Here is a 22,852-nt window from a genome sequence, read left to right as displayed (position 1 = left end):
TCGCTGGTTTTTTCGCTGTCGTCTGCAATATGGCGAAATTTGATACCTGTACGCGTGGTAATCCACTCGTCGGAAGTGTCCACTTTTTTGGCAAGGTCGTCATTGCTGACGCGGTTGGCAGGAAGGTAGCTGCCTGTACCGGAAATTTTGGCATATTGCATGAGAACGGCCTTTTTAGAGAGTTGATTCAGATAGTCGGGTATTGTAAGCGAAAATGGGAAAATTCCCAATATTAAGAATGAAGTCGGTGATTAAAGATAAAAACAGGCCGTCTGAACTTTTTGGAGTTTCAGACGGCCTGTGTATATCAGCCTTAAGCTTCCGTTGCTGGAGTAGCGGTTTCTTCCAGTTCGGCTGCTGCTTTGGCGGCTTCCAAAGCAGCCAACTGGGTGGCTACGCCTTGTTCGATTTTAGCGAGGCCGGCGGATTTGGCTTCGTGGTAGGCTTCTTCCAAAGCATAACGGAAGCCGACTTCGTCGGTTCCACCGTGGCTCTTAATCACAATACCGCGTAAACCAAGCAGGATGGCGCCGTTAAATTTGCGCGGATCCAGTTTGCCTTTCAAACCTTTGAGTGCGGGCAGGGCGGCAATGGCGGCAAGTTTGTTGAACAGGGTGCTTTTGAATTCACGACGGATGGCGCCGCTCATGAATTTAACCGCGCCTTCGATGGTTTTGAGCATAACGTTGCCGACAAACCCGTCTGCGACAACGACATCGGCTTCGCCATACAAAACGCTGTTGCTTTCGATATTGCCGATAAAGTTGAGTTTGCTGCTGCTCAACAGTTTAAAGGTTTGTTTGACGGCATCCGTACCTTTGATGTCTTCTGTACCGACGTTCAAGAGGGCGACGCGCGGGCTACCTTTTTCGGGGTGTAGCGCGTGTACCAGCTCGCTGCCGATGATGGCAAATTGAACCAGTTGTTCGGGCGTACAGTCGACGTTAGCTCCCAAATCCAAAGCCAGAGTAACGTGTTCGCTGTCGGAAGGCAGGAATTTGGCGATAGCAGGGCGCTCAATGCCGGGAATGGTTTTGAGGACGAATCGGGCGGTCGCCATCAGTGCGCCGGTATTGCCTGCCGATACGGCAGCTTGCGCGTTGCCTTCTTTAACTTGGTTGATGGCGATGCGCATGGATGATTCTTTTTTATTTTTCAGCGCAGATTGCGGTGCTTCATCCATTTCGACGACTTGCGCTGCATGGCAGACAGTAATGCGGTCCATAGGTGCGCCTGCCGAGCTTAATGCTTGGCGGACTGCTGCTTCATCTCCGACCATAATCAGATGTACGTCGGATTGCTGTTTCAGGAAATCCACTGCACCGGGGACGGTAATCGCAAGGCCTGCATCTCCGCCCATGGCATCTACGGCCAGTGTAATCATGTTGTTCTCCGGTTTGTGTGTTTCAGACGGCATCAAACAATCGGAAAAGCACACTCATCCGATTTTCAGGAGATTAAATGGAAAATCAGATGAAAAGGCTTGTTGCGATGGTCGTACCAGATTTATTGGTTTTGCGCGGCCAATTTGTTGTGTTCGTCGATGTCCAGCGCGTCCCAAGGATAGTTGATCCACCAGTCTTCAACGGTGATGCCGCTGAAATAAGGGATGCCTTCGGGAATCTTGCCAACTTTGGCTTTGATTTTTTCATGCAATACTGCCACGCCGATAGTGCCGAAATCTTCTTTCAACAATTCGTTCAGGCAGAATTCCATGGTAACGCGGCTGTCGTCCACTTCGTCAACAACCAGTACGTTTTTGCCTTTCAGTACATCGGGAACGGGATCGAGCCATTGGACTTTTTTCACTTCCTCGGTCACTTGACCTTCGTGATCGTTGTCGTAGTAGGCTGTGGTCACGGCGTAAATCGGAATTTCCAAGAAGCAGCGCAACATGCGGGCAGGGATAAAACCGCCGCCGCCAATGGCAATCATGGCATCGTATTTGGTGCCGGAGTTTTGGATTTTTTCCGCCAATCCTTTGATTACGCGGTGGATGTCGTCGTAGGTGTACCAGATTTTACGTTTCATGGTGTGCTTCCGAAGAGGAAAATACAGGGTGCAATGCAAAAAAGCCAGTCATTGCATGGCAATATTCTGGCTTTTTCAGTCAGACGAACGGATTATTCGCCTTTAGCTTTTACCACTTTACGGCCACGGTACATACCGTTTGGAGAAATGTGGTGTGGACGATGCACTTCGCCGGTTGCGCTGTCAACAGACAGAGAAGGCGCAGTCAGAGCGTCGTGTGAACGGTGCATACCGCGTTTAGAAGGGGATTTTTTGTTTTGTTGAACGGCCATTTCAAGCTCCTAGATAAATAAACTGTGTCCTAATTAACTGCTTTTCAAACCTGCTAAAACAGCGAAGGGGTTTGGTTTGTCCCGATTGACTTCGTCCAGTGTTCCATTGTTGCCGCAGTCTTCGTGTCGAGGGGAGAAAGGGAGCGACATCAGGATTTGGTCTTCAACCAGAGTCCGCACGTCAAGCTCTTTTTCGAGCAGCATGCCTTCCAATTCTTCATCGGTAAGCATGGCTTCGTCCAAACTCTCTTCATCGGCAAACAGGACGATACGGCTGGTTTCATCGAGTAGAAACGGCATGGGCGTAATGCAACGCTGGCAAATCAGGGGCATGTCGGCTTTGACGTTTAAATCGAGAAACAGACGTTGCAGCCGGTCGCGACCGCCTTGCAGCGTAAACGACACGCGTGTCTGTTTGTCGGCCGGATAATCGTGCGAACTGACTCGTTCATCCAATTCTTCGAGCAGGAAGCTGCCTTGCAGATTCTGCCCTTCGGCGGCGAAAACTTCTGGGTCAATCAAATTAGGGTATGACATAAACGGAGTATGATATAATTTTGGCAGTCTAACGTCAATGTTTTTAAGTAAAAATATGGAAGTAAAACTGCCTTTGGTTTTAGGGTCGAGTTCGGTTTTCCGCTGCGGACAGCTTCGCCGTTTGGGTATCGATTTTCAGACGGCATCGCCTGATTTTGACGAAACGCCTATTGCGGGCGAACATGCAGGCGAAACGGCGCTGCGTTTGGCGGAAGGCAAAGCCCGTTCATTGGCGGCAGCTTTTCCTGCCGCGCTGATTATCGGTGCAGACCAAGTGGCATGGTGCGAAGGACGTCAATTGGGTAAGCCGATGAACGTCGCAAATGCACAACAGATGCTGGAAAACTTAAGCGGAAAACGGATTGAATTTTACAGCGCAATCGTGCTTTTGAATACTGCTACGGGCAAGGTTCAGCATCATGTCGATCATACGGTGGTTGCCATGCGCCAGTTGTCGCAGGAACAAATCAGCCGATATTTGGAACGCGAGCCGGATGCAGTTTATTGCGCCGGTGCGGCGAAAAGCGAGGGTTTGGGCGCCGCTTTGTTGGAGCGGATTGAAAGTACGGACCCGAATGCTTTGATCGGCCTTCCGATTTTCCGTCTGATTGATTTTTTGAAAAACGAAGGTGTGGAAGTTTTATAGTTTGAGGCCGTCTGAATGTGTTCAGACGGCCTGAGATTTTTTGGAGTTGCAAGAATGAAACCGATTTTGTATTTGATTCCTACCCCTTTGGGTGCGCCTGATACGCCATGCCTGTTGCCGCATGAACAACAGGCGATTGTCGGGCTGACGGATTTTGTCGTAGAAGCGGAAAAAACAGCGCGCGCGCATTTGAAACATTTGGGCGTAACTACGCCTATCCGCGAGCTGAATCTGCAAACGCTGAATGAACACACGGATTTGAAGACTTTGCCGGAATTGCTGAAACCTTTGCAAGAAGGGCGCAGTATGGGTATTGTCAGTGAGGCAGGTTGCCCGGCTGTTGCCGACCCGGGCGCGAATTTGGTGGCGTTGGCGCATAAACACGGTTTTGAAGTACGACCTTTGGTCGGGCCGTCCAGTTTGTTGCTGGCGCTGATGGCTTCGGGTGCGAATGGTCAGAACTTTGCGTTTAAGGGTTATTTGCCGTCTGAAAAAAATGAGCGGATTCAGTGTTTGAAGGCTTTGGAACAACGTTCGCGCCAGCAGAATGAAACGCAGCTGTTTATCGAAACGCCGTATCGCAACGATGCGTTGTTGGCTGATGCGGTGGAAAACCTGCATCCTGAAACGCGATTATGCGTGGCCACGGACTTAACCTTACCGACACAGGAAATCATCAGCCAAACGATTGCGCAGTGGCGGAAAAGAAAAGAAATGCCGAATTTGAAAAAACGCCCGACGATTTTTGTGCTTCATGCCGCTTAAAACTGGATTGGGTTCAATCTCAAACTGTATTTGTTTGAGGAAATAAAAAAGGCCGTCTGAACAACAGACGGCCTTTATGTTGCCTAAGCTTTTATCAAGAAACGACTTCGCCTTGGGCGCGTTGTTTTTCGATGCTGCGGTTGATGTGCCATTGTTGGGCGATGGTCAAGAGGTTGTTGACTACCCAGTACAGAACCAAACCGGCAGGGAAGAAGAAGAACATGATGGAGAAAATCAAAGGCATGACTTTCATCATTTTCGCCTGCATAGGGTCGGTTGACGGCGGATTCAGATAAGTTTGTGCAAACATGGTCGCCGCCATAATCAAAGGCAGGATGTAGAAAGGATCCGGACGGCTCAAGTCGGTAATCCAACCCAACCAAGGCGCTTGACGCAATTCTACGGAGGCGAACAATGCCCAGTACAGACCGATGAAGACGGGGATTTGCAACAGCATAGGCAGACAGCCGCCCAGCGGATTGATTTTCTCGTCTTTGTAAAGCTGCATCATGGCTTGTTGTTGCGCCATGCGGTCATCGCCGTATTTCTCTTTGATAGCTTGCAATTTAGGTGCAGCGGCACGCATTTTTGCCATAGAGCGGTAAGAGGCGTTGGTCAACGGGTACAGCACGGCTTTGACGATGATGGTCAAAACGATGATTGCCCAGCCCCAGTTGCCGATGATGTTGTGCAGTTGGTTCAAGAGCCAGAAGAGCGGGGAGGCGAACCAGTGTACTTTGCCGTAGTCTTTGGCCAGTTGCAGTTTGTCGGCGATGTTGGCGATAACGGAAGTGGTTTGCGGACCGGCATACAGGTTGATGGCGGTTTCGGCTTTCGCGCCGGCTTGAATGGCGGCTAAAGGCACGCTGACGCTTGCGCTGTACAGGTTGTCGTTGCGACGTTTGATGTCGATACGGCAGTCGCCTGCGGCGCAAACGCTTTGGCCGTCTTTAGGCTGCAAAATCCAAGTGGACATGAAATGGTGTTCAATCATGCCGAGCCAGCCGGTCGGCATTTTGCGGATGTATTCGGCTTCGGATTTGCCGGATTTGGCATCGTCGTCCAAATCAGAGAAGCTGACTTTTTGGAAGCCGCCTTCAGGGGTGTAAACCACCGGGCCGACGTAAGAGCGGGTAAAGTAGCCTTGGCCTTCAGGTTCGCTGTGGTCGCGGACGATGCGGTAGTCTGCGCTCAGGTTGACGGGTTGGCCTTTGCTGTTGGTAATGTCGAAACGGACGTTAACCAAGTAGCTGCCTTTGGTAAAAGTATAAACTTTGTCGATTTTCAGGCCGTTGGTTTCAGGTGCGCTCAGGCGGACTTCAACTTTGTCGCCTTCCAAACTGTATTGTTTTTGCGGAGCGGTAAAGCTGATGCCTTTTAGTACGTTGTTACCTTGTGCGTCCAAAAGCTCGGATTGGGCAACGTAGGTGTATTCCTTGCCGTCGTTAAACAGGACGAAAGGTTTGTGTTCGTCACCGGTTGCTTTGTATTGCAAGAGGGTCAGCTGGCGCAGATCGCCGCTTTTTTCATCGATGACGGCTTTGACCGTGTCTGTGGTAACGGTAATGGGGGTGGCTGGAGCAAGCGCGGCTTCGGCAGCGGCTTTTGCCGGAGCAGCGGCCGTTTGCTGTTGCGCGGCTTGTTGCGCCGGATTAGGTTTGGGGCTGGGGAAAAAATGTTCCCAGCCGGCAAAAATTGCCACTGAAATGGCAAAAAACGCCATTAGTCTTTTAAAATCCATAAGAGATTCCTGGAATTGACGGATAGGTAATCGAGATGAAAACTGCTTCAGACGGCATTATATAGAAACCGACGGGAAATTAAAGGAAATCGTGTTCTTTAAATGGTTGACAGCAGCATTATGGAACAGGGTCATGTCCGTGTCCGCCGAAAGGATGGCATCGTGCGATGCGTTTGATTGCCAGCCATCCGCCTTTGAATGCGCCGTATTTTTTGACGGCTTCGACTGCGTATTGTGAACAGGTCGGGGTATAGCGGCAGCGCGGCGGAATGAGGGGGCTGATGCAGTATTGGTAAAAGCGGATGAGTGCAAGGAGGAGCTTGGAAAGCAGGGTATTCATCAGCGTTTTTTCATCAGCTGGGCAAGTTGGTTTCGAGCTTCCGGGGCAGTTTCCCGATTAAACGCCTGACGCACGCGCACAACAAAATCATGCGGCGGCAGCTGGTGTTGATTCAGCCTGAACCAGTCGCGGATGACGCGCTTCATATAATTGCGGTCATGGGCGCGTTTGGCGGTCTTTTTGCTGACGACCAAACCAAGGCGCGGATGGCCGAGCGCGTTGTCTGCGGACTGGGAGACTTGCAGCAAATCGCGGCTGCGTCGGTTTTTCAACGCAAAAACGGATGAAAAATCATCCGTTTTTAATAAGCGATACTGCTTTGAGAAGCCGTAATTCAAAATTATACAGCCAAGCGTTTGCGGCCTTTGGCGCGACGGGCAGCCAATACTGCGCGACCACCACGAGTTTTGGAGCGAACCAAGAAGCCGTGGGTGCGTTTGCGTTTGGTAACGGAAGGTTGATAAGTGCGTTTCATGATGTTTCCTAAAAATTGGTAGATAATTAAACCGTGAATTACACTCCAATTTGCCGCTTTTGTCAATCAATATAAAAACTTTTCGTTGGCCAAAGTGTGACAACGGGTTTTATGCATTGATAGAATTTGTGGATAAAATTTTGCGGCGGTTGTGGATAAAAAAGAGCAGAATGGGTATAATCGCCCAACCTTGCTTTTCTCTGTGCGCAAGGCCGTCTGAAAGCAGCGGGAGTATCGTAAGAATTTGATTTTTATCGGATTGCCTGTCTGCTCTGCCTTCTTGTATTTCCCAAATCTTCCATTTTCCGAGCTTAATCTCATGACGTTAGCTGAATTTTGGCCGCTGTGCCTTTGCCGCCTTCACGAAATGTTGCCTGCCGGGCAGTTTGCGCAATGGATTGCGCCTTTGACCGTGAGCGAAGAAAACGGCGTATGGGTGGTGTATGGTAAAAACCAATTTGCCTGCAATATGCTCAAAAGCCAGTTTGCCGCCAAAATTGACGCCGTGCGTGCCGAATTGGTGCCTCAGCAGGCTGCTTTCGCGTTTAAGCCGGGCGTAGGTACGCATTATGAAATGGCGGCTCAGACTGTTGCGCCGGTGCAAGTGCAAGAAGTCATTGAAGTTGAAGAATTTGTAGAGCCTGTTCAAATGCCTTTGCAAACTGCTGCGCCAATGGAAGAAGATAGGCCGTCTGAAACGGTTTCCAAGCCTGCCACTGCCATGACGGCTGCCGAGATTTTGGCACAACGCATGAAAAACCTGCCGCATGAGCCTCAAGTGCAAACTGCCGCTCCGGCTGAGTCTAAAGCAGTTGCCAAAGCCAAAACCGACGCACAACACGATGCGGAAGAAGCGCGCTACGAACAGACCAATCTGTCGCGCGACTATACATTTGAAACTTTGGTGGAAGGTAAGGGCAACCGCCTTGCCGCCGCAGCCGCCCAAGCGATTGCTGAAAATCCGGGGCAGGGCTACAACCCGTTTTTCTTATACGGCAGTACTGGTTTGGGTAAAACCCACTTGGTGCAGGCCATCGGCAACGAATTGTTGAAAAACCGTCCTGATGCCAAAGTGCGCTATATGCACTCGGACGACTATATCCGCAGCTTTATGAAGGCTGTGCGCAACAATACTTACGATGTATTCAAGCAACAATACAAACAATATGACCTGCTGATTATCGACGATATTCAGTTCATCAAAGGCAAAGACCGCACGATGGAAGAATTCTTCTATCTGTACAACCATTTCCACAACGAGAAAAAACAGCTGATTCTGACGTGCGACGTATTGCCTGCCAAAATCGAGGGCATGGACGACCGTCTCAAATCCCGTTTCTCATGGGGTTTGACGTTGGAACTTGAACCGCCCGAATTGGAAATGCGCGTGGCGATTTTGCAGAAAAAGGCAGAAGCAGCCGGTATCAGTATCGAAGACGAAGCCGCTCTGTTTATCGCCAATCTGATCCGCTCCAATGTGCGTGAGCTGGAAGGTGCGTTCAACCGTGTCAGCGCCAGCAGCCGTTTTATGAATCGTCCTGTCATCGACATGGATTTGGCGCGTACGGCTTTACAGGATATTATTGCCGAAAAACACAAAGTCATTACCGCAGACATCATCATCGATGCGACAGCCAAATACTACCGTATTAAAATCAGCGATATATTAGGCAAAAAACGTACGCGCAACATTGCCCGTCCGCGCCAAGTTGCCATGAGCCTGACCAAAGAGCTGACCACGCTCAGCCTGCCTTCTATCGGCGATGCCTTTGGCGGCCGCGACCACACGACCGTGATGCACGGTGTCAAAGCGGTGGCGAAACTGCGTGAAGAAGATCCCGAATTGGCACAAGACTACGAAAAACTGCTGATTTTGATTCAGAACTGACCCAATGCAATATTCAGACGGCCTGATGTCAATGTGAGGCCGTCTGAATACAAAAAATATTTTAAAATACCCAAATCAACCGATTTCAAATTCAAAGGAATGGAACATGCTGATTTTACAAGCCGATCGCGACAGTCTGCTCAAGCCGTTGCAAGCCGTTACCGGTATTGTCGAACGTCGCCATACTCTGCCGATTTTGTCCAATGTGTTGCTGGAAAGCAAAGACGGACAAACCAAACTTTTGGCAACCGACTTGGAAATCCAAATCAATACCGCCGGCCCTGAAAGTCAGGCAGGCGATTTCCGCATTACGACCAACGCTAAAAAATTCCAAGACATTTTGCGCGCCCTGCCTGACAGTGCGTTGGTGTCACTGGATTGGGCGGACAACCGTTTGACTTTGCGCGCGGGCAAATCCCGTTTTGCCCTGCAAACCCTGCCTGCTGAAGACTTTCCGTTGATGAACGTCGGCAGCGACGTCAGCGCGACTTTCTCGCTGACTCAAGAAACCTTCAAAACCATGCTTTCGCAAGTGCAATACAGCATGGCGGTTCAAGATATCCGCTATTACCTCAACGGCTTGCTGATGCAGGTTGAAGGAAACCAATTGCGCCTTGTTGCAACCGACGGCCACCGCCTTGCTTATGCGGCCAGCCAAATTGAGGCAGAACTGCCGAAAACGGAAGTGATCCTGCCGCGCAAAACGGTATTGGAGCTCTTCAAGCTGTTGAACAATCCGTCCGAGTCCATCACCGTTGAGCTTTTGGACAATCAAGTACGCTTCCAATGCAATGGCACGACTATTGTCAGCAAAGTCATCGACGGCAAGTTCCCTGACTTTAACCGCGTGATTCCTTTGGATAACGACAAGATTTTCCTCGTGTCCCGTACCCAGCTTTTGGGTGCGCTTGAACGTGCCGCCATTCTTGCCAATGAAAAATTCCGCGGCGCACGACTGTTTCTGCAGCCTGGTTTGCTGAGTGTCGTATGTAGCAACAACGAGCAGGAAGAAGCGCGCGAAGAGCTGGAAATCGCTTACCAAGGCGGAGAACTGGAAGTCGGTTTCAACATCGGCTACTTGATGGACGTGTTGCGTAACATCCACTCCGACGATATGCAGCTTGCTTTCGGCGATGCTAACCGTTCAACGCTGTTTACCGTGCCAAACAATCCGAACTTCAAATACATCGTAATGCCGATGCGTATTTGATTCGGAAAACAAACAAAAAGAGCGTGTAGGGTACACGCTCTTTTTTATAGGCTTGAATCAAAAGGCCGTCTGAAAATTGTTTTTCAGACGGCCTTTCTATCAAACCGGGATGATTCGGCTAAATAGGAAGACTGGGATTAACGTGGACGTGGTTCGCAGTTTTTCACCAGGAATGAGCCGTTAGGGGCGTTCACGCCAACTACTTCAGAAGTAGTGTGGGTGTTTTTGTCGATGAAACCGGCAGACATTACATAGCCGCGACGGTTGGTGAAAGTAGTGCCAGTGCTGTCAGAACGTTTTTTGTCGACAACCAAAGAGGCTTTTTTACCACCGGCGTTTACGTCGGCAGTAACTGCGCGACCGCTGCGGTCGAAACCGTACATCACGTTCAGTGATTTGCCGCCGTCACAACGGTAAGAAACGAAGCCGGCAGGCGCAGCGGCAGCAGAGAAGGAAACAGTAGCCAATGTGGCTGCAGTGATAACAGAAAGTAATTTCATGATCTAAGCTCCATATGAGGGTTGTGTGTTATCTTGCAAAGTGAGAAAGGGTTTCCGTTTGCAGATGAAGCGTATTTTAGGCGTTTTGTCGGTAGTGGCAATTAGGTAAATTGCAAAACAGTGTTTACTTATGCTTACCCGATTGTTTATTAATAGAAAGTTGTTCGTAATTTGGTGTTGCAAAGTGGTGATGCGGGTTGTTGCGGAATATATACATTAATGATTCTTTAAGAAATATAGCGAAAGAATACAAAAAAGGCCGTCTGAATATTCAGACGGCCTTTGATATGAAGCTGTTTACAAGAAGAAAATTGAAGCGATAGTCACAGCGATGATGCCATAGATGCTCATCGGGATCACAGTTTTCTTGATGATGGCGCCTTCGGCGTTGTTTACGTTCAACACGCTGCACACGGCGATGATGTTGTTGATGCAGACCATGTTGCCCATTGCGCCGCCAACGGATTGCAGGGCGAGGATGAGGGTAACGGACAGGCCGGTATCAAGCGCGATTTGTTGTTGAATCGGACCAAAGGTCAGGTTGGATACAGTGTTGGAGCCTGAGAAGAATGCACCGATTGCACCCAAGTATGGGGAGAAGTACACCCAGTGTTCGCCGGCCATATTGGCAAATTCTTTACCGATGATTTTCACCATGGAGTCGTCGCCGCCAACCATCATCAGTTGAACCATAATCAGCGCACCCATCAGGGCAAGCAGAGGTTTTTTGGTTTGGTTGAAGGTTGCAGCGTAGAAAGACCATGCGTCTTTGAATTTGGTTTTGTACAGCAGGATGCAAATCCAAACGGTGAAGACAAACGGAATCCAAGCCGGAACGTAGAGGGTTTGGTAGGAAGCGTTGACGCCTTGGCCGAAGATGTTGCCGAAGGTGATGGTCAGGGAGTCGCTGACGGTGATTTTGGACAAATCAAACGGCAGTTGGAAGCTGAACCATTCTTCTTTGCTGGTCAGCAGGCCTTTGATGCCCAGCTGTTTGATGCGGGTGACCACCAGCATGCCGATCAGCATACCCAAAGGAGCCAGTGCTTTGGCAACTTGTGCGAAAGGTACTTTTTCTGCATTCGGGTCTTTGGCGTAATCTTTGCTCAAGCCCCAGCCGCGGTTTGCTGCGAATACGGAAACCATCAGGCCGATTGCGCCGGCAACCAGAGATGGGAATTCTTCATTGACCATTGCCAATGCAACGTAAGGAAGGGTACAGGAGAATACGGCGATACCGATAAAGCCCAAGTTTTTGCGGATTTCAGCCCAAGGTACGATGAAGCTCAAGCCGATCACAGGGATGATGAAACCAGCAAAGAAGTGCATTACGCCGGTTTGCATACCGATTTCCATAATGCTCTTTTGATCCAAGCCCAAAGGCGCGAAGCCGAACCAAGTCGGGGTACCTACTGCACCGAAGGACACGGGTACGGAGTTCATGACCAAAGTGAAGATGGCTACTTTTAACGGGTTGAAGCCCAAGCTCATCAGGATTGGCGCGGCAATGGCGGCAGGCGTACCGAAACCGGATGCGCCTTCAATCATAAAGGCGAAAGACCAGCCGATGATCATCAACTGGGCAATCGGATTCGGGCTGATGGTAGCCAGCCATTTGCGGATGACGTCGATACAGCCGGTGGTTTCCATCATGCGGTTGAACATAATGGCACCGAAAATCACGGTAATCGGGGTCAGGGTAGAGACGAGGCCGGACGCTGCCGTTGCGTTGAGCAACATGGCATTGTCGCCGAAATAAAACAGTTTGATGGCATAAATCAGCGCGGCGGTAATCGGTAGCGCGACATAGGACGGCATACTGTTTTTCTTAACCATCAGCCAAATCAGCAGCACGATGGGAAAAATACTGAGAAAGAGAGCCATAGGAATATCCTCGGGGCAACGGGCACCATAACCGTCAATCAATGGCGGTTTGATGCGATGTGTTGAGTAATAGATGTTTTTCGAATAAAGATTGCCACTTTTTTAGATGCAACCAGTTATCAGGTAAATTGGTTTTACCAATTTATGAAAACTGTTGCACACTTTACGTAATCTTATGTAATCGGTCAAGAGGTTTGTAACAAAAAAGGCCGTCTGAAATTGGGTTTTCAGACGGCCTGAGAGCTTTGCCAGTAGTGCATTTGGTCGAATATCGAATGGTATTTACATTCAATATTTTGTAAAGGTTTTGTTTTTAATTGATTTCAAACGAATTATTCTATTCCTGCCCATTTATGCGTTTGTACGCTCAATTGCCAATGGACGGGGGCGTCGGGTCGGCTGTTTAATACGCCGATTTGGCGGATGGTGTCGTAGATATTCATCACACCGTCTTGCTCGCAAGGCGAGAGGTAGTAATGTTGGGCGCGGATTTTGCGTTCCATCTCTTGGCAAAACGCAATGACATCGCCGTCGGCAACAATGCGCACTTCGTCGGCTTTTTCGATGCAGCCGGATTCATATTTGGCGGCGTAGCAGGCTTTAGGGCTGGTGGCAACGTAGTCGATTTGCGGCGGTGCGGGGTTGAGGCCGTTGGTTTCGATACACAGGAAATAGCCTTCGGCTTTGAGTGTGTTGAGCAGGGTATCCAAATGCGGTTGGATGGTGGGTTCGCCGCCGGTAATGATGATATTGCGCGCCGTGTAGGTTTTCAGACGGCCCAAAATATCGGACAGGCTCATCATGCCGAATTTGAGGTAGTCGGTATCGCACCAGCTGCACGCGAGATTGCATTTGCCCAAACGGATGAAAACGGCGGGCATGCCTGTATTCCAGCCTTCGCCTTGCAGGCTTTCAAATATTTCGACAATGCGGTATTGGGGATTGTTCGGCGTGATGTGAATGGTCATGAATGTCGGGTGTGCGGGATTGAATCGTTGTGGTGAAGCGTTTTGAGAAATCGGTTGAGGCAGCCATTCTTTCTGTCAGTTCAATAGGAAAGAATGGCTGGTGTGTGCTTAAGCGGCAATGACGGCTGCTGCGGCCAAAAATGCCGGCAAGCCTTGTTTGAGCAAAATGCCTTTATTGCCGGATGAAAACGCGCCCCATGCGGCGGCGATGAGGACAAAGCCGAGGAACAGGATGGTCGCGCCGTAAACGGCGTTGTCAGGTGCGGCAAAGCGAGCCCATACCAAGCCGATGGCGAGGAAGCCGTTGTACAGGCCTTGGTTGGAAAACAGGGTTTGTACGCGTTTTTGTTCCATAAATTCGTAAGGCATATTGAACAGCTCTGACGCTTTTTCGCTTGGGATTTGCGTCATTTCGAGCCAGGCGATGTAGAAATGTTCGACAGCGATGAAGAGGACGAGGAGGGTGGAGATGATTTTCATGAAGATTCCTTTTGATGTTTAGCGGATGGGTGTGTTTGGGGAACAGGCCGTCTGAAAAATACAAAATGCCGGTTTATTCTCTTTCATATTCCGCACATGAAGTCGGCGTTTCCCATAATTTCACGCTGCACACTTTGACACCGGCGTTTTTCAGACGGCCATACATTTCTACGCTCATGTTTTCGGCTGTGGTGCGGCAGGGCAGGCACAGGGTTTTCATGTTCCAGCCTTCCAAAAGCGCGGCGATTTGGCTTTCGCGTTCGTTGTTGCCGTGATAGATGAAGGCATGGTCGAACGGGTCGGTAATGTGTTGTTTGACGATGGCTTTCAGGTCGGTAAAGTCCATCACCATGCCGTCTTTTGCGCCGCCTTGGATAACGGGCGCGGAGACAGTGATTTCGAGTTTGTAGGTGTGGCCGTGCAGGTTTTGGCATTTGCCGTCATGCCCGTCGAGCATGTGCGAGGAATCGAAGGTAAAAATTTTGGTGATTTTCATGAGATGAGGGAAGCTGATGAGGCCGTCTGAACGGTGTAAAACCTGTTTCAGACGACCTTGGGATTATTGTTCGGAAGGGAGTTTGAGGAAATGCTCGCGATAATGGCGCATTTCTTCGATGCTTTCGAGGATGTCGTCCAATGCCTTGTGCGAACCGCGTTTGACCACGCTTTTGGCGACGGCCGGATTCCAGCGTTTGGCCAACTCTTTCAGCGTGGACACGTCTAAGTTGCGGTAGTGGAAATAGGCTTCCAAACGCGGCATGTATTTGACCATGAAGCGGCGGTCTTGATGGATGGAGTTGCCGCACATGGGCGTGGATTTCTCGGGTATCCATGCGGACATGAAGTCCAACAGGTTTTGCTCGACTTCAGCTTCGGTCAGTTTGGATTCGCGCACGCGTTGGGTCAGACCGGTGCGGCCGTGGGTGGCGGTGTTCCACTCGTCCATGCCGTCGAGCAACTCGTCGCTTTGATGGATGACGTAAACGTCCGATTGTGCCAGTACGTTCAAATCGGAATCGGTAATGATCATGGCGACTTCGATAATGCGGTCGTGTTCCGGGTTGAGGCCGGTCATTTCCATATCGAGCCAGCAGAGGTTGTTTGCGTTTTGGGTCATTTCAGACGGCCTTGTGTTTTCAGTTGGCAGTATTATAAAGGATAAAGGTTCGGGCCGTCTGAAAGCATTTGTAACAAGTTGTGCAATCTCTTGATATAATCGTCCGTTACACAAAAAATCACCGCCAAAAATCATGAACCCAAGCCCTTTGCTCGATATTATCGATACGCCTCAGGATTTGCGCTGTCTGGAGAAAAAACAGCTGCCGCAAGTCGCCGCCGAATTGCGCGAATTTCTGTTGGATTCCGTCGGTAAGACGGGCGGCCATTTCGCCAGTAACTTGGGCGCGGTCGAGCTGACGGTGGCGCTGCATTATGTGTACGACACGCCAGAAGACCATTTGGTCTGGGATGTCGGCCATCAAAGCTATCCGCACAAAATCCTCACCGGCCGCAAAAATCAAATGCACACCATGCGCCAATACGGCGGTTTGGCGGGTTTCCCAAAACGCAGCGAGTCGGAATACGACGCGTTCGGCGTGGGGCATTCTTCCACATCCATAGGCGCGGCTTTGGGCATGGCCGTTGCGGACAAACAGTTGGGCAATAACCGCCGCAGCGTCGCTATCATCGGCGACGGCGCCATGACGGCGGGTCAGGCGTTTGAAGCCCTGAACTGCGCAGGCGATATGGATGTCGATTTGCTGGTTATCCTCAACGACAACGAAATGTCGATTTCCCCCAATGTCGGCGCGCTGCCGAAATATCTTGCCAGCAACGTCGTGCGCGATATGCACGGCCTATTGAGCACCATCAAAGCCCAATCGAGCAAAGTATTAGATAAATTGCCCGGAGCGATGGAGCTTGCCCAAAAAGTCGAAAACAAAATCAAAACCTTGGCAGGCGAAGCGGAACATGCCAAACAGTCGCTGTCTTTGTTTGAAAACTTCGGTTTCCGTTACACCGGCCCGGTGGACGGCCACAACGTTGAAAATCTGGTGGACGTATTAAAAGACTTGCGCGGCCGCAAAGGCCCTCAGTTGCTGCACGTCATCACCAAAAAAGGCAACGGCTACAAATTCGCCGAAAACGACCCTGTCAAATACCATGCTGTCTCCAAGCTGCCGAGCGAAGTGCCTGCGCCGGAAGTCAAACCTGCCGCGGCTAAACCGACTTATACGCAAGTTTTCGGCCAATGGCTGTGCGACCAAGCGGCGGCTGACGAGCGTTTGGTTGCCATCACGCCTGCCATGCGCGAGGGCAGCGGCTTGGTTGAGTTTGAACAGCGATTCCCCGACCGCTATTTCGACGTCGGCATCGCCGAGCAACACGCCGTTACCTTTGCCGGCGGTTTGGCATGTGAAGGCATCAAGCCCGTCGTGGCGATTTACTCCACTTTCCTGCAACGCGCTTACGACCAGTTGGTACATGACGTTGCTTTGCAAAACCTACCTGTTTTGTTCGCCATCGACCGTGCAGGTATTGTCGGTGCAGACGGCCCGACCCATGCCGGTTTGTACGACTTGAGCTTTTTGCGTTGCGTGCCGAATATGATTATTGCCGCACCAAGCGACGAAAACGAATGCCGCCTGCTGCTCTCAACCTGCTATCAGGCAAATTCGCCGTCTGCCGTCCGTTATCCGCGCGGTACAGGCACGGGCGCAACCGTTTCAGACGGCCTGGAAACCGTTGAAATCGGTAAAGGCATCATCCGTCGCGAAGGCGAGAAAATTGCCATTATCGCCTTTGGCAGCATGGTTGCCCCATCATTGACCGCCGCCGACAAGCTGAACGCGACCGTTGCCGACATGCGCTTTGTCAAACCGATAGATGAAGAACTGATCGTCCGTCTTGCCCGAAGCCATGACTACATCGTTACCGCTGAAGAGAATGCCGAACAAGGCGGCGCAGGCAGCGCGGTGTTGGAAGTGTTGGCGAAACACGGCATCTGCAAACCGGTGTTGCTGTTGGGTGTAGAAGACAAAGTTACCGAACACGGCGACCCGAAAAAACTGCTGGACGACTTGGGTTTGAGTGCCGAAGCGATTGAAAAACGCATTGCCGGCTGGATTAAGGCCGTCTGAAAAATGATTAAAACCTATCAATACATTGCATAATTTATGGGAAAAAAACTAATCAGCATCAGCATGGTGCGCAACGAAAACGACGTTATCGAATCGTTTGTCCGTCATAATCTCGAGCTGATGGATGAAATGCACATCATCGATCACGGCAGCAGCGATGGAACAAGGGAAATCCTGATTCAATTGAAAGAAGAAGGTTTGCCGATATTTATCTATCAATATCAAGCGCTCAAGTACAATCAAGAGCAATTGGTAAACCTGCTTATGAAGCAGCTTGTAGCAAAAGATGAAGCGATAGATTTCGTTTTTCCGCTGGATGCGGACGAATTTATTTCATGTCCTAGCCGTATCATGCTGGAACAACTTTTGGATGTCATCGGCGAAAACAGGATCGGCATGTACCTTTGGCGCGGCTATTTGCCGACATCGTTGCAATACAATCCCGATTTCACCACTCAATTTACCGAGCAACGCCTCGAAACGCTCTTTACCCCCAAAGTCATTATTCCTAGATGGGCTGCCGAATCTTGCAGCGTGATTATCGGCTGCCATTACATGTTGGATAAAGATGGCAACAAGGTTAAATCAACCCTGTTTCATTCGCCGGATTATCGAGGTTTACATTCCTGGTTTATCGAGCAGTTTTCCGCCCAATTTGCGGAGACCGATTTGTTGTGGCTGGGGCATTTCCCAATCCGCTCCTTGAACCAGCACATCAAAAAAATCCTCGAAAAGTCCATCTTGATTGCCATTAAAGACGGAAGCAACGATATTGCCTGGGAAAACCAGTTGCGCGAATTGCTGGACAACGGCATGAAGATGGACTTGAACGATTTACGGCTGTTGGCATACAGATACCGCGCCGGTTCTACAAGTTTGGAAGACCCGCATTGTAAAGTCAGCCATTACGAACCCTTGCGTAAAAAACCGCTGATGCTGAAATACACCTCGCCGGAAGCAGGTGATCCTTTGATGACTGTCGGACATTTGGTACTTGCATTGGCAAGCGGCGCACAAGATTCCTCTTTAGGCCTTAAGGCCGTCTGAAAAACACAGCCCGCACACACAATAATAGGAAAATTATGATCAGCATCTTTGATATTTTCAAAATCGGCATCGGCCCGTCCAGCTCGCACACCGTCGGCCCGATGAAGGCCGCGGCCGCTTTTGCTGATTTGCTGAATGCCGAAAACTTGGATACACAAGTGGCGCGCATTGTCATTGAAGTGTACGGTTCACTTGCTTTGACCGGTATCGGACACGGCACATTCGACGCATTATTGCTCGGTTTGGAAGGCAGCCTGCCGCACGATATCCCGCTTGCGGACATCCCTCAACGCTTGGAACGTATCCGCACGCAGCACGTTTTAAAACTCAACGGCCGTGAAATGGCCTTCAATCCTGAAAAAGATTTGGATATCCGCGGCGACAAAGTGTTGCCCAAACATCCGAACGGTTTGAACTTTATCGCCTACCATTCAGACGGCCTGAAGCTGAAAGAGCAGATCTATTATTCGGTCGGCGGCGGTTTTGTCGTTACAGACGAAGGGTTTGCACAAGAGGCGCAGGAAAATGCCGATGTGCCGTATCCATACAAAAACTGTGATGAGTTGCTGGCACAATGCCGTCTGAACCAGTTGAATATTTCCGAAGTCGTGTTGGCCAATGAAGCAGCGTTGGCAGGTTGCGATGAAGTGGAAGTGCGCCGCCGTGTGGCTGCCGTGGCCGATGTGATGGAAAACTGCATCAAGCGCGGCTTGGGTGCGGAAGGGCAATTGCCGGGCGGCTTGAATGTGCGCCGCCGCGCGCCGCAGTTGGCAGCTAAACTCAAAGTCCTACGCGAGAGCGAAATCGTCAATACCCAACTTTGGCCGATGGTGTACGCCATGGCGGTCAATGAAGAAAACGCCGCTGGCGGCCGCGTCGTAACCGCACCGACCAACGGCGCGGCAGGCATTATTCCTGCCGTCTTACACTATTTCCGCAAATTTAATCCGCACGCCAACCAATCGCGTGTAGAGGACTTCCTGCTGACTGCCGGCGCCATCGGTATTTTGTACAAAACCAATGCGTCGATTTCCGGTGCGGACGTTGGTTGCCAAGGCGAAGTCGGCGTGGCATGTTCTATGGCAGCAGGTGCATACGCCGAAGTTATCGGCGGTACCCCGAAACAAGTGGAAAACGCCGCCGAAATGGCGATGGAACACCACTTGGGCTTGACCTGCGACCCTGTCGGCGGCTTGGTGCAAATCCCCTGTATCGAGCGCAACGGCATCGCCGCCGAAAAAGCCCTCAAGCTCGCCACCCTCGCGCTTTTGGAAGATGGCATAGACAAAAAAGTCTCACTTGATGAAGTGATTCAAACCATGTTGCAAACCGGCCGCGATATGAAGGCAACCTATAAAGAAACCTCGCTCGCAGGCTTGGCCATTACCTTGCAGAAAAAAGCCATACCTGTATCCGTGCGCGTGGTGGAATGTTAGCAATAGGGTAGGGGATATGCCCGATAAAAAAAGGCCGTCTGAGAAACTTTCAGACGGCCTTTTTTTGTATGGATTGAATAACTAACCGTTTTTTTGATAAGGGTTTTCCAGCCCGGCCATTAAGTCGCGGAAGTATTCGCGCAACTGTTTTTCGGAGCAACCCATCAGCAGGGCGTCTTCAAAGGCGTCCTGCGCTATTTGGTACAGTTCGTTCAAGTTTTCGGTCATGACTTTGACTTTTTCGGTGCAGGAAACAATCTGACCGTCGTCGTCATACCATTTGGGCATTTGCGGCATTGCCATAGCTCACCTCAGTTTAAGAAACGGGAAGGGTCGTTTTTCTTTACACGGCGGCCGAAGGCGTATTTCGCGCTCCAATATTTGTGGCCGAGGCTGGTAATTTCGATACGTTTGCCCGTCCTCGGTGCGTGAATGAAATTGTTGTTGCCGATGTAGAGGCCGACGTGGGAAATACGGCCGCGACCCATGGTGCGGAAAAAGACCATGTCGCCCGGCTGTAATTCGGAACGGCTCACGGCAACGCCCATTTGCGCTTGTTCGGCAGAAGTGCGCGGCAGGTTCAGGCCCATGGCGCGTTTAAAGATGTGTTGCATAAAGCCGCTGCAGTCAAAGCCGGTGGAAGCCGATGTGCCGCCGTAGCGGTAGGCCACGCCGAGCAAGCCCATGGCGCTGCCGATTAACTCATCTGCGTTGCCCGAAGGTGCGCGCGTATTGTTGCTTGCGGCAGAATAGGTATTGGTGGGATGGACAGGGGTTGCCTGACGCGTATTGCCGTAAACATTGGCATTGTCGTTGAACTGGTTTAAAACACGCTGACGGGTGGTAATCAGGTTTTCCAAATCATCAGCGTAAGAAAAATTGACGCTCGCGAGCATGGCGACCGAAGTCCAAACTGCTGCGAGCCGGAGTAAAAAATTCATTGTACAAACTTCCGTTTCAGAAGGCATTCCCTGCCGATTGCAGGCACATTGCCGGTTTCTGAGATGTTATCCCGTATCATTCTCTTGTTATCTGCTTGATTGTATTAAAAAACTGTCTTTTTGGCAAAAAAACTGCTGTTATTTTGCGTTAAACCCTTGTTTCCAAACGAACTAGAAAAACATCGGGCGCGGTTTCGCTTGATTTATCCGCCGCTGCAACCATATAAGCGGCATTCATTGATTTATTTTCAGAGACTGACATGACACAAAATCACAGCGATATCCGTACACGCTTTATCTTTGACGATATGCCCATCCGCGGTATGCACATCCGCCTTGAAAAGGTTTGGCAACACATCGTCAACCAAAAACATTATCCTGTCGCCATCCGCCGCGCTTTGGGCGAGTTGCTGGCCGCCGGATCTTTATTGTCTGCCAACCTTAAAAACGAAGGCACGCTGATTGTTCAGGTTCAAGGTCAGGGCCGTCTGAAAATGTTGGTGGTGGAAGCGACTTCTGAAAATACTGTCCGCGCTACTGCCCGTTGGGACGAAACCGCTGAAATCCGTGATGACGAAAGCCTGACTGCGCTGTTGGGCGAAAACAGCGTGTTCGTTTTAACCCATCAGCCTAAAGATGCCGACCCTTGGCAAGGTGTTGTCCCACTGGAAGGCGACAGCATTGCGCAAATGCTGGTCAACTATATGAAACGTTCCGAGCAGCTCGATACTTATATTACGCTTGCCGCCGATGACCACGCCGCAGGCGCATTATTGCTGCAACGTCTGCCGGAAGAAGAATTGGATGATGCCGCGTGGGAACATGTGACCACGCTTGCGCAAACGCTTACTCCGCAAGAATTGACCGGTTTGGACGCTCATCACGCCCTTTACCGCCTTTACCATGAAACCCCGCCCCGCGTTTTTGAACCGGAAGCCATTGAATTTGCCTGCACCTGTTCCCGCGGCAAAGTCAGCGATATGCTGTTGATGCTTGGCGGTCAGGAAGTCGGCGGCGTGGTGGCGGAGCAAGGCAGCATTCAAATTGACTGCGATTTCTGCCATAGCAAATATGTGTTTGATGAAACCGATGTCAACGCTTTGTTTGGTGCGGACGTGGTGAATGCCGTCCGTCAAGAGAATGAGCGTTTGCAGTAATCGCGCGATAAAAGTTGCTTAAAAAATTAGATTATTTAATAGGAGGGCAGGTGTAAAACCTGCCCTTTCTTTTTGGGAAAACTGAATATCATCAATATAAAATGCCGTCTGAAAAAAAGCGAGGGCTGATTTCAGACGGCATGATTGTTTTAAACGATGCGTTTAATGTTTAAAGATTATTTCCAAACCAATAAAGCGTGGTTGCGTTTGCCGCGGCGGACGATGGTGTATTTGCCGAAACGTTTGTGTTCGTCGGTCAGTATATAGGCATCGTCAGGTTTTTCAGCGGCATGGTTCGGATTGTTGGCTTCGGCAGGTTTGCCGTTGAGCAAAACCGCTTTGCTGTTGACAAAGCCGCGCGCTTCTTTGTTGGAAGACGCCAAACCGGTTTTCACCAAAGTTTCCACCACGTTGAGGCTCTCGGAAACTTCAAAAGTCGGCAGGCCGTCGAGTGCCAGCTGCTCGAAGTCGCTTTCGGTGAGATGGCTTTGGTCTTCGGCAAACAGGCTTTCAGAAATGCGTTGGGCGGCGGCAAGGGCTTCTTCGCCGTGAATCAAGCGGGTCATTTCCTCTGCAAGAATGCGTTGCGCTTCAGGTTTGGTGCCGCTGGCTTTGTCTTTGGCTTCGATGGCGTCGATTTCTTCGATAGACAGGAAGGTAAAGTATTTCAGGAATTTATACACATCGGCATCGGCCACTTTCAGCCAGAATTGGTAGAACTGATACGGAGAAGTTTTCTTCGCGTTCAACCATACTGCGCCACCTTCGGTTTTGCCGAATTTGGTGCCATCTGATTTGGTTACCAAAGGCAGGGTCAGGCCGAATACTTGTTTTTGGTGCAGACGGCGGGTCAAGTCGATACCGGCAGTGATGTTGCCCCATTGGTCGGAACCGCCGATTTCCAAAACCGCGCCGTGGCGTTTGTTCAATTCGGCAAAGTCGTAGCCTTGCAGCAGGGAATAGGCGAATTCGGTGAAGGAAATACCCACATCGTCGCGCTCGATACGCTGTTTGACAGATTCCTTGTTCAGCATGGCGTTGACGGAGAAATGCTTGCCGATGTCGCGCAGGAAGTCGAGGCAGTTCATGCTGCCGAACCAGTCGGCATTATTGGCCATAATGGCCGCATTGTCGCCATCAAAGCTTAAGAAAGGGGTCAGTTGGTTGCGGATGCTTTCAACCCAACCGGCAACGGTTTCGGCAGAATTCAAGCTGCGTTCGGCGGCTTTAAAGCTTGGGTCGCCAATCATGCCGGTCGCGCCGCCCACCAAAGCAATCGGCGTATGGCCGGCTTGTTGGAAACGGCGCAATGCCAATACAGGCAGCAAGTGGCCGATGTGCAGGCTGTCTGCTGTCGGGTCAAAACCGCAATAGAGGGAAATTTTTTGTTCGTT

Annotated in this window: 25 protein-coding genes and 1 pseudogene; 8 read left to right on the top strand and 18 right to left on the bottom strand. The window is 50.5% G+C overall.

All coding sequences use genetic code 11. The features are described from left to right. The 5 genes and pseudogenes from ACTHUM_RS08625 to ACTHUM_RS08605 all read right to left on the bottom strand — a co-directional run. A pseudogene (locus tag ACTHUM_RS08625) lies at positions 1-161 on the bottom strand (3-oxoacyl-ACP synthase); the annotation flags it as partial. Positions 162-313: 152 nt separating this feature from the next. Further along, positions 314-1,384, bottom strand: a complete 1,071-nt coding sequence (gene plsX / locus ACTHUM_RS08620) for a phosphate acyltransferase PlsX (RefSeq protein ID WP_049336419.1) — start codon at positions 1,382-1,384, stop codon at positions 314-316. A gap of 122 nt (positions 1,385-1,506) precedes the next feature. Beyond that, positions 1,507-2,031, bottom strand: a complete 525-nt coding sequence (locus ACTHUM_RS08615; protein ID WP_049332638.1) for a phosphoribosyltransferase — start codon at positions 2,029-2,031, stop codon at positions 1,507-1,509. A gap of 92 nt (positions 2,032-2,123) precedes the next feature. Then, positions 2,124-2,303 carry a 50S ribosomal protein L32 gene (gene rpmF, locus ACTHUM_RS08610; RefSeq protein WP_002240035.1) on the bottom strand — a complete coding sequence of 60 codons (180 nt, stop codon included), beginning with the start codon at positions 2,301-2,303 and terminating at the stop codon, positions 2,124-2,126. Between the two features lie 33 nt (positions 2,304-2,336). Next, on the bottom strand, positions 2,337-2,840 hold the full coding sequence (locus tag ACTHUM_RS08605) for a YceD family protein (protein ID WP_049336368.1): 504 nt from the start codon (positions 2,838-2,840) through the stop codon (positions 2,337-2,339). A gap of 55 nt (positions 2,841-2,895) precedes the next feature. Between ACTHUM_RS08605 and ACTHUM_RS08600 the strand changes: the two genes are divergently transcribed. Together ACTHUM_RS08600 and ACTHUM_RS08595 are read left to right on the top strand one after the other, a co-directional pair. Continuing rightward, positions 2,896-3,486, top strand: a complete 591-nt coding sequence (locus tag ACTHUM_RS08600) for a Maf family protein (protein WP_049336421.1) — start codon at positions 2,896-2,898, stop codon at positions 3,484-3,486. Positions 3,487-3,540: 54 nt separating this feature from the next. Next, positions 3,541-4,251: an SAM-dependent methyltransferase gene (locus tag ACTHUM_RS08595; protein WP_049336370.1), complete on the top strand. Its 711-nt coding sequence runs from the start codon at positions 3,541-3,543 to the stop codon at positions 4,249-4,251. A 94-nt stretch (positions 4,252-4,345) separates the two neighbouring features. On the opposite strand, the gene yidC is transcribed toward ACTHUM_RS08595, so the two are convergent. From yidC to rpmH, 4 genes are all read right to left on the bottom strand, one after another. Beyond that, positions 4,346-5,992, bottom strand: coding sequence for a membrane protein insertase YidC (yidC, locus tag ACTHUM_RS08590; RefSeq protein WP_049336372.1), 1,647 nt, complete (start codon positions 5,990-5,992; stop codon positions 4,346-4,348). Positions 5,993-6,110: 118 nt separating this feature from the next. Beyond that, the gene (gene yidD, locus ACTHUM_RS08585) at positions 6,111-6,332 is read right to left on the bottom strand and encodes a membrane protein insertion efficiency factor YidD (protein WP_003682178.1); all 222 of its coding nucleotides are present in this window, start codon (positions 6,330-6,332) and stop codon (positions 6,111-6,113) included. Next, entirely contained in the window at positions 6,332-6,670 is a 339-nt protein-coding gene (gene rnpA, locus ACTHUM_RS08580) for a ribonuclease P protein component (protein WP_049343532.1), read from the bottom strand. The genes yidD and rnpA overlap by 1 nt, the downstream gene beginning before the upstream one ends. A gap of 2 nt (positions 6,671-6,672) precedes the next feature. After that, complete coding sequence (rpmH, locus tag ACTHUM_RS08575; RefSeq protein ID WP_002214728.1) at positions 6,673-6,807, bottom strand: 50S ribosomal protein L34; 135 nt, start codon at positions 6,805-6,807, stop codon at positions 6,673-6,675. A 319-nt stretch (positions 6,808-7,126) separates the two neighbouring features. Between rpmH and dnaA the strand changes: the two genes are divergently transcribed. Together dnaA and dnaN are read left to right on the top strand one after the other, a co-directional pair. Continuing rightward, on the top strand, positions 7,127-8,695 hold the full coding sequence (dnaA, locus tag ACTHUM_RS08570) for a chromosomal replication initiator protein DnaA (RefSeq protein WP_049343534.1): 1,569 nt from the start codon (positions 7,127-7,129) through the stop codon (positions 8,693-8,695). Positions 8,696-8,801: 106 nt separating this feature from the next. Then, positions 8,802-9,905, top strand: coding sequence for a DNA polymerase III subunit beta (gene dnaN / locus ACTHUM_RS08565; protein ID WP_004520410.1), 1,104 nt, complete (start codon positions 8,802-8,804; stop codon positions 9,903-9,905). 137 nt (positions 9,906-10,042) lie between these two features. Here dnaN and ACTHUM_RS08560 read toward each other — a convergent pair whose 3' ends face one another. The 6 genes from ACTHUM_RS08560 to orn form a co-directional block, all read right to left on the bottom strand. Beyond that, complete coding sequence (locus ACTHUM_RS08560) at positions 10,043-10,405, bottom strand: ACP-like domain-containing protein (RefSeq protein ID WP_440361207.1); 363 nt, start codon at positions 10,403-10,405, stop codon at positions 10,043-10,045. A 297-nt stretch (positions 10,406-10,702) separates the two neighbouring features. Further along, positions 10,703-12,289: an L-lactate permease gene (locus ACTHUM_RS08555; RefSeq protein WP_070587511.1), complete on the bottom strand. Its 1,587-nt coding sequence runs from the start codon at positions 12,287-12,289 to the stop codon at positions 10,703-10,705. 332 nt (positions 12,290-12,621) lie between these two features. Further along, a complete protein-coding gene (locus ACTHUM_RS08550) occupies positions 12,622-13,257 on the bottom strand; it encodes a 7-carboxy-7-deazaguanine synthase QueE (protein WP_440361206.1) in 636 nt (211 codons plus the stop codon). Positions 13,258-13,365: 108 nt separating this feature from the next. Next, positions 13,366-13,737 carry a DUF1304 domain-containing protein gene (locus ACTHUM_RS08545; protein WP_440361205.1) on the bottom strand — a complete coding sequence of 124 codons (372 nt, stop codon included), beginning with the start codon at positions 13,735-13,737 and terminating at the stop codon, positions 13,366-13,368. A 73-nt stretch (positions 13,738-13,810) separates the two neighbouring features. Continuing rightward, a complete protein-coding gene (queD, locus tag ACTHUM_RS08540) occupies positions 13,811-14,233 on the bottom strand; it encodes a 6-carboxytetrahydropterin synthase QueD (protein WP_440361204.1) in 423 nt (140 codons plus the stop codon). 63 nt (positions 14,234-14,296) lie between these two features. Next, entirely contained in the window at positions 14,297-14,854 is a 558-nt protein-coding gene (gene orn, locus ACTHUM_RS08535; RefSeq protein ID WP_039862353.1) for an oligoribonuclease, read from the bottom strand. Positions 14,855-14,987: 133 nt separating this feature from the next. Here orn and dxs point away from each other — a divergent pair, with 133 nt between their 5' ends. The 3 genes from dxs to ACTHUM_RS08520 are packed head-to-tail and all read left to right on the top strand — an operon-like array spanning position 14,988 to position 19,360. Beyond that, a complete protein-coding gene (dxs, locus tag ACTHUM_RS08530; RefSeq protein ID WP_004520402.1) occupies positions 14,988-16,877 on the top strand; it encodes a 1-deoxy-D-xylulose-5-phosphate synthase in 1,890 nt (629 codons plus the stop codon). A 36-nt stretch (positions 16,878-16,913) separates the two neighbouring features. Continuing rightward, positions 16,914-17,924 carry a glycosyltransferase family 2 protein gene (locus ACTHUM_RS08525; protein WP_004520400.1) on the top strand — a complete coding sequence of 337 codons (1,011 nt, stop codon included), beginning with the start codon at positions 16,914-16,916 and terminating at the stop codon, positions 17,922-17,924. 35 nt (positions 17,925-17,959) lie between these two features. Beyond that, complete coding sequence (locus ACTHUM_RS08520; RefSeq protein ID WP_004520399.1) at positions 17,960-19,360, top strand: L-serine ammonia-lyase; 1,401 nt, start codon at positions 17,960-17,962, stop codon at positions 19,358-19,360. An 81-nt stretch (positions 19,361-19,441) separates the two neighbouring features. Here ACTHUM_RS08520 and ACTHUM_RS08515 read toward each other — a convergent pair whose 3' ends face one another. Further along, positions 19,442-19,663: a hypothetical protein gene (locus ACTHUM_RS08515; protein ID WP_004519529.1), complete on the bottom strand. Its 222-nt coding sequence runs from the start codon at positions 19,661-19,663 to the stop codon at positions 19,442-19,444. A gap of 8 nt (positions 19,664-19,671) precedes the next feature. Further along, on the bottom strand, positions 19,672-20,301 hold the full coding sequence (locus ACTHUM_RS08510) for a C40 family peptidase (protein ID WP_049343546.1): 630 nt from the start codon (positions 20,299-20,301) through the stop codon (positions 19,672-19,674). Between the two features lie 260 nt (positions 20,302-20,561). On the opposite strand from ACTHUM_RS08510, the gene hslO reads away from it, so the two are divergent. Beyond that, entirely contained in the window at positions 20,562-21,458 is an 897-nt protein-coding gene (gene hslO / locus ACTHUM_RS08505) for an Hsp33 family molecular chaperone HslO (protein WP_049336392.1), read from the top strand. A 176-nt stretch (positions 21,459-21,634) separates the two neighbouring features. Here the strand turns inward: hslO and tyrS are convergent. After that, positions 21,635-22,852: tyrosine--tRNA ligase (tyrS, locus tag ACTHUM_RS08500; RefSeq protein ID WP_440402822.1), on the bottom strand; the 1,218-nt coding region annotated here is incomplete at its 5' end.

Source organism: Neisseria sp. P0021.S006 (assembly GCF_051956895.1).
This window is presented reverse-complemented; position numbering and strand designations above follow the sequence as displayed.

Coding starts and splice junctions, on each gene's coding strand:
- plsX (WP_049336419.1), bottom strand. CDS start 1,384: ATGATTACACTGGCCGTAGATGCCATGGGCGGAGATGCAGGCCTTGCG.
- ACTHUM_RS08615 (WP_049332638.1), bottom strand. CDS start 2,031: ATGAAACGTAAAATCTGGTACACCTACGACGACATCCACCGCGTAATC.
- rpmF (WP_002240035.1), bottom strand. CDS start 2,303: ATGGCCGTTCAACAAAACAAAAAATCCCCTTCTAAACGCGGTATGCAC.
- ACTHUM_RS08605 (WP_049336368.1), bottom strand. CDS start 2,840: ATGTCATACCCTAATTTGATTGACCCAGAAGTTTTCGCCGCCGAAGGG.
- ACTHUM_RS08600 (WP_049336421.1), top strand. CDS start 2,896: ATGGAAGTAAAACTGCCTTTGGTTTTAGGGTCGAGTTCGGTTTTCCGC.
- ACTHUM_RS08595 (WP_049336370.1), top strand. CDS start 3,541: ATGAAACCGATTTTGTATTTGATTCCTACCCCTTTGGGTGCGCCTGAT.
- yidC (WP_049336372.1), bottom strand. CDS start 5,992: ATGGATTTTAAAAGACTAATGGCGTTTTTTGCCATTTCAGTGGCAATT.
- yidD (WP_003682178.1), bottom strand. CDS start 6,332: ATGAATACCCTGCTTTCCAAGCTCCTCCTTGCACTCATCCGCTTTTAC.
- rpmH (WP_002214728.1), bottom strand. CDS start 6,807: ATGAAACGCACTTATCAACCTTCCGTTACCAAACGCAAACGCACCCAC.
- dnaA (WP_049343534.1), top strand. CDS start 7,127: ATGACGTTAGCTGAATTTTGGCCGCTGTGCCTTTGCCGCCTTCACGAA.
- dnaN (WP_004520410.1), top strand. CDS start 8,802: ATGCTGATTTTACAAGCCGATCGCGACAGTCTGCTCAAGCCGTTGCAA.
- ACTHUM_RS08560 (WP_440361207.1), bottom strand. CDS start 10,405: ATGAAATTACTTTCTGTTATCACTGCAGCCACATTGGCTACTGTTTCC.
- ACTHUM_RS08555 (WP_070587511.1), bottom strand. CDS start 12,289: ATGGCTCTCTTTCTCAGTATTTTTCCCATCGTGCTGCTGATTTGGCTG.
- ACTHUM_RS08550 (WP_440361206.1), bottom strand. CDS start 13,257: ATGACCATTCACATCACGCCGAACAATCCCCAATACCGCATTGTCGAA.
- ACTHUM_RS08545 (WP_440361205.1), bottom strand. CDS start 13,737: ATGAAAATCATCTCCACCCTCCTCGTCCTCTTCATCGCTGTCGAACAT.
- queD (WP_440361204.1), bottom strand. CDS start 14,233: ATGAAAATCACCAAAATTTTTACCTTCGATTCCTCGCACATGCTCGAC.
- orn (WP_039862353.1), bottom strand. CDS start 14,854: ATGACCCAAAACGCAAACAACCTCTGCTGGCTCGATATGGAAATGACC.
- dxs (WP_004520402.1), top strand. CDS start 14,988: ATGAACCCAAGCCCTTTGCTCGATATTATCGATACGCCTCAGGATTTG.
- ACTHUM_RS08525 (WP_004520400.1), top strand. CDS start 16,914: ATGGGAAAAAAACTAATCAGCATCAGCATGGTGCGCAACGAAAACGAC.
- ACTHUM_RS08520 (WP_004520399.1), top strand. CDS start 17,960: ATGATCAGCATCTTTGATATTTTCAAAATCGGCATCGGCCCGTCCAGC.
- ACTHUM_RS08515 (WP_004519529.1), bottom strand. CDS start 19,663: ATGGCAATGCCGCAAATGCCCAAATGGTATGACGACGACGGTCAGATT.
- ACTHUM_RS08510 (WP_049343546.1), bottom strand. CDS start 20,301: ATGAATTTTTTACTCCGGCTCGCAGCAGTTTGGACTTCGGTCGCCATG.
- hslO (WP_049336392.1), top strand. CDS start 20,562: ATGACACAAAATCACAGCGATATCCGTACACGCTTTATCTTTGACGAT.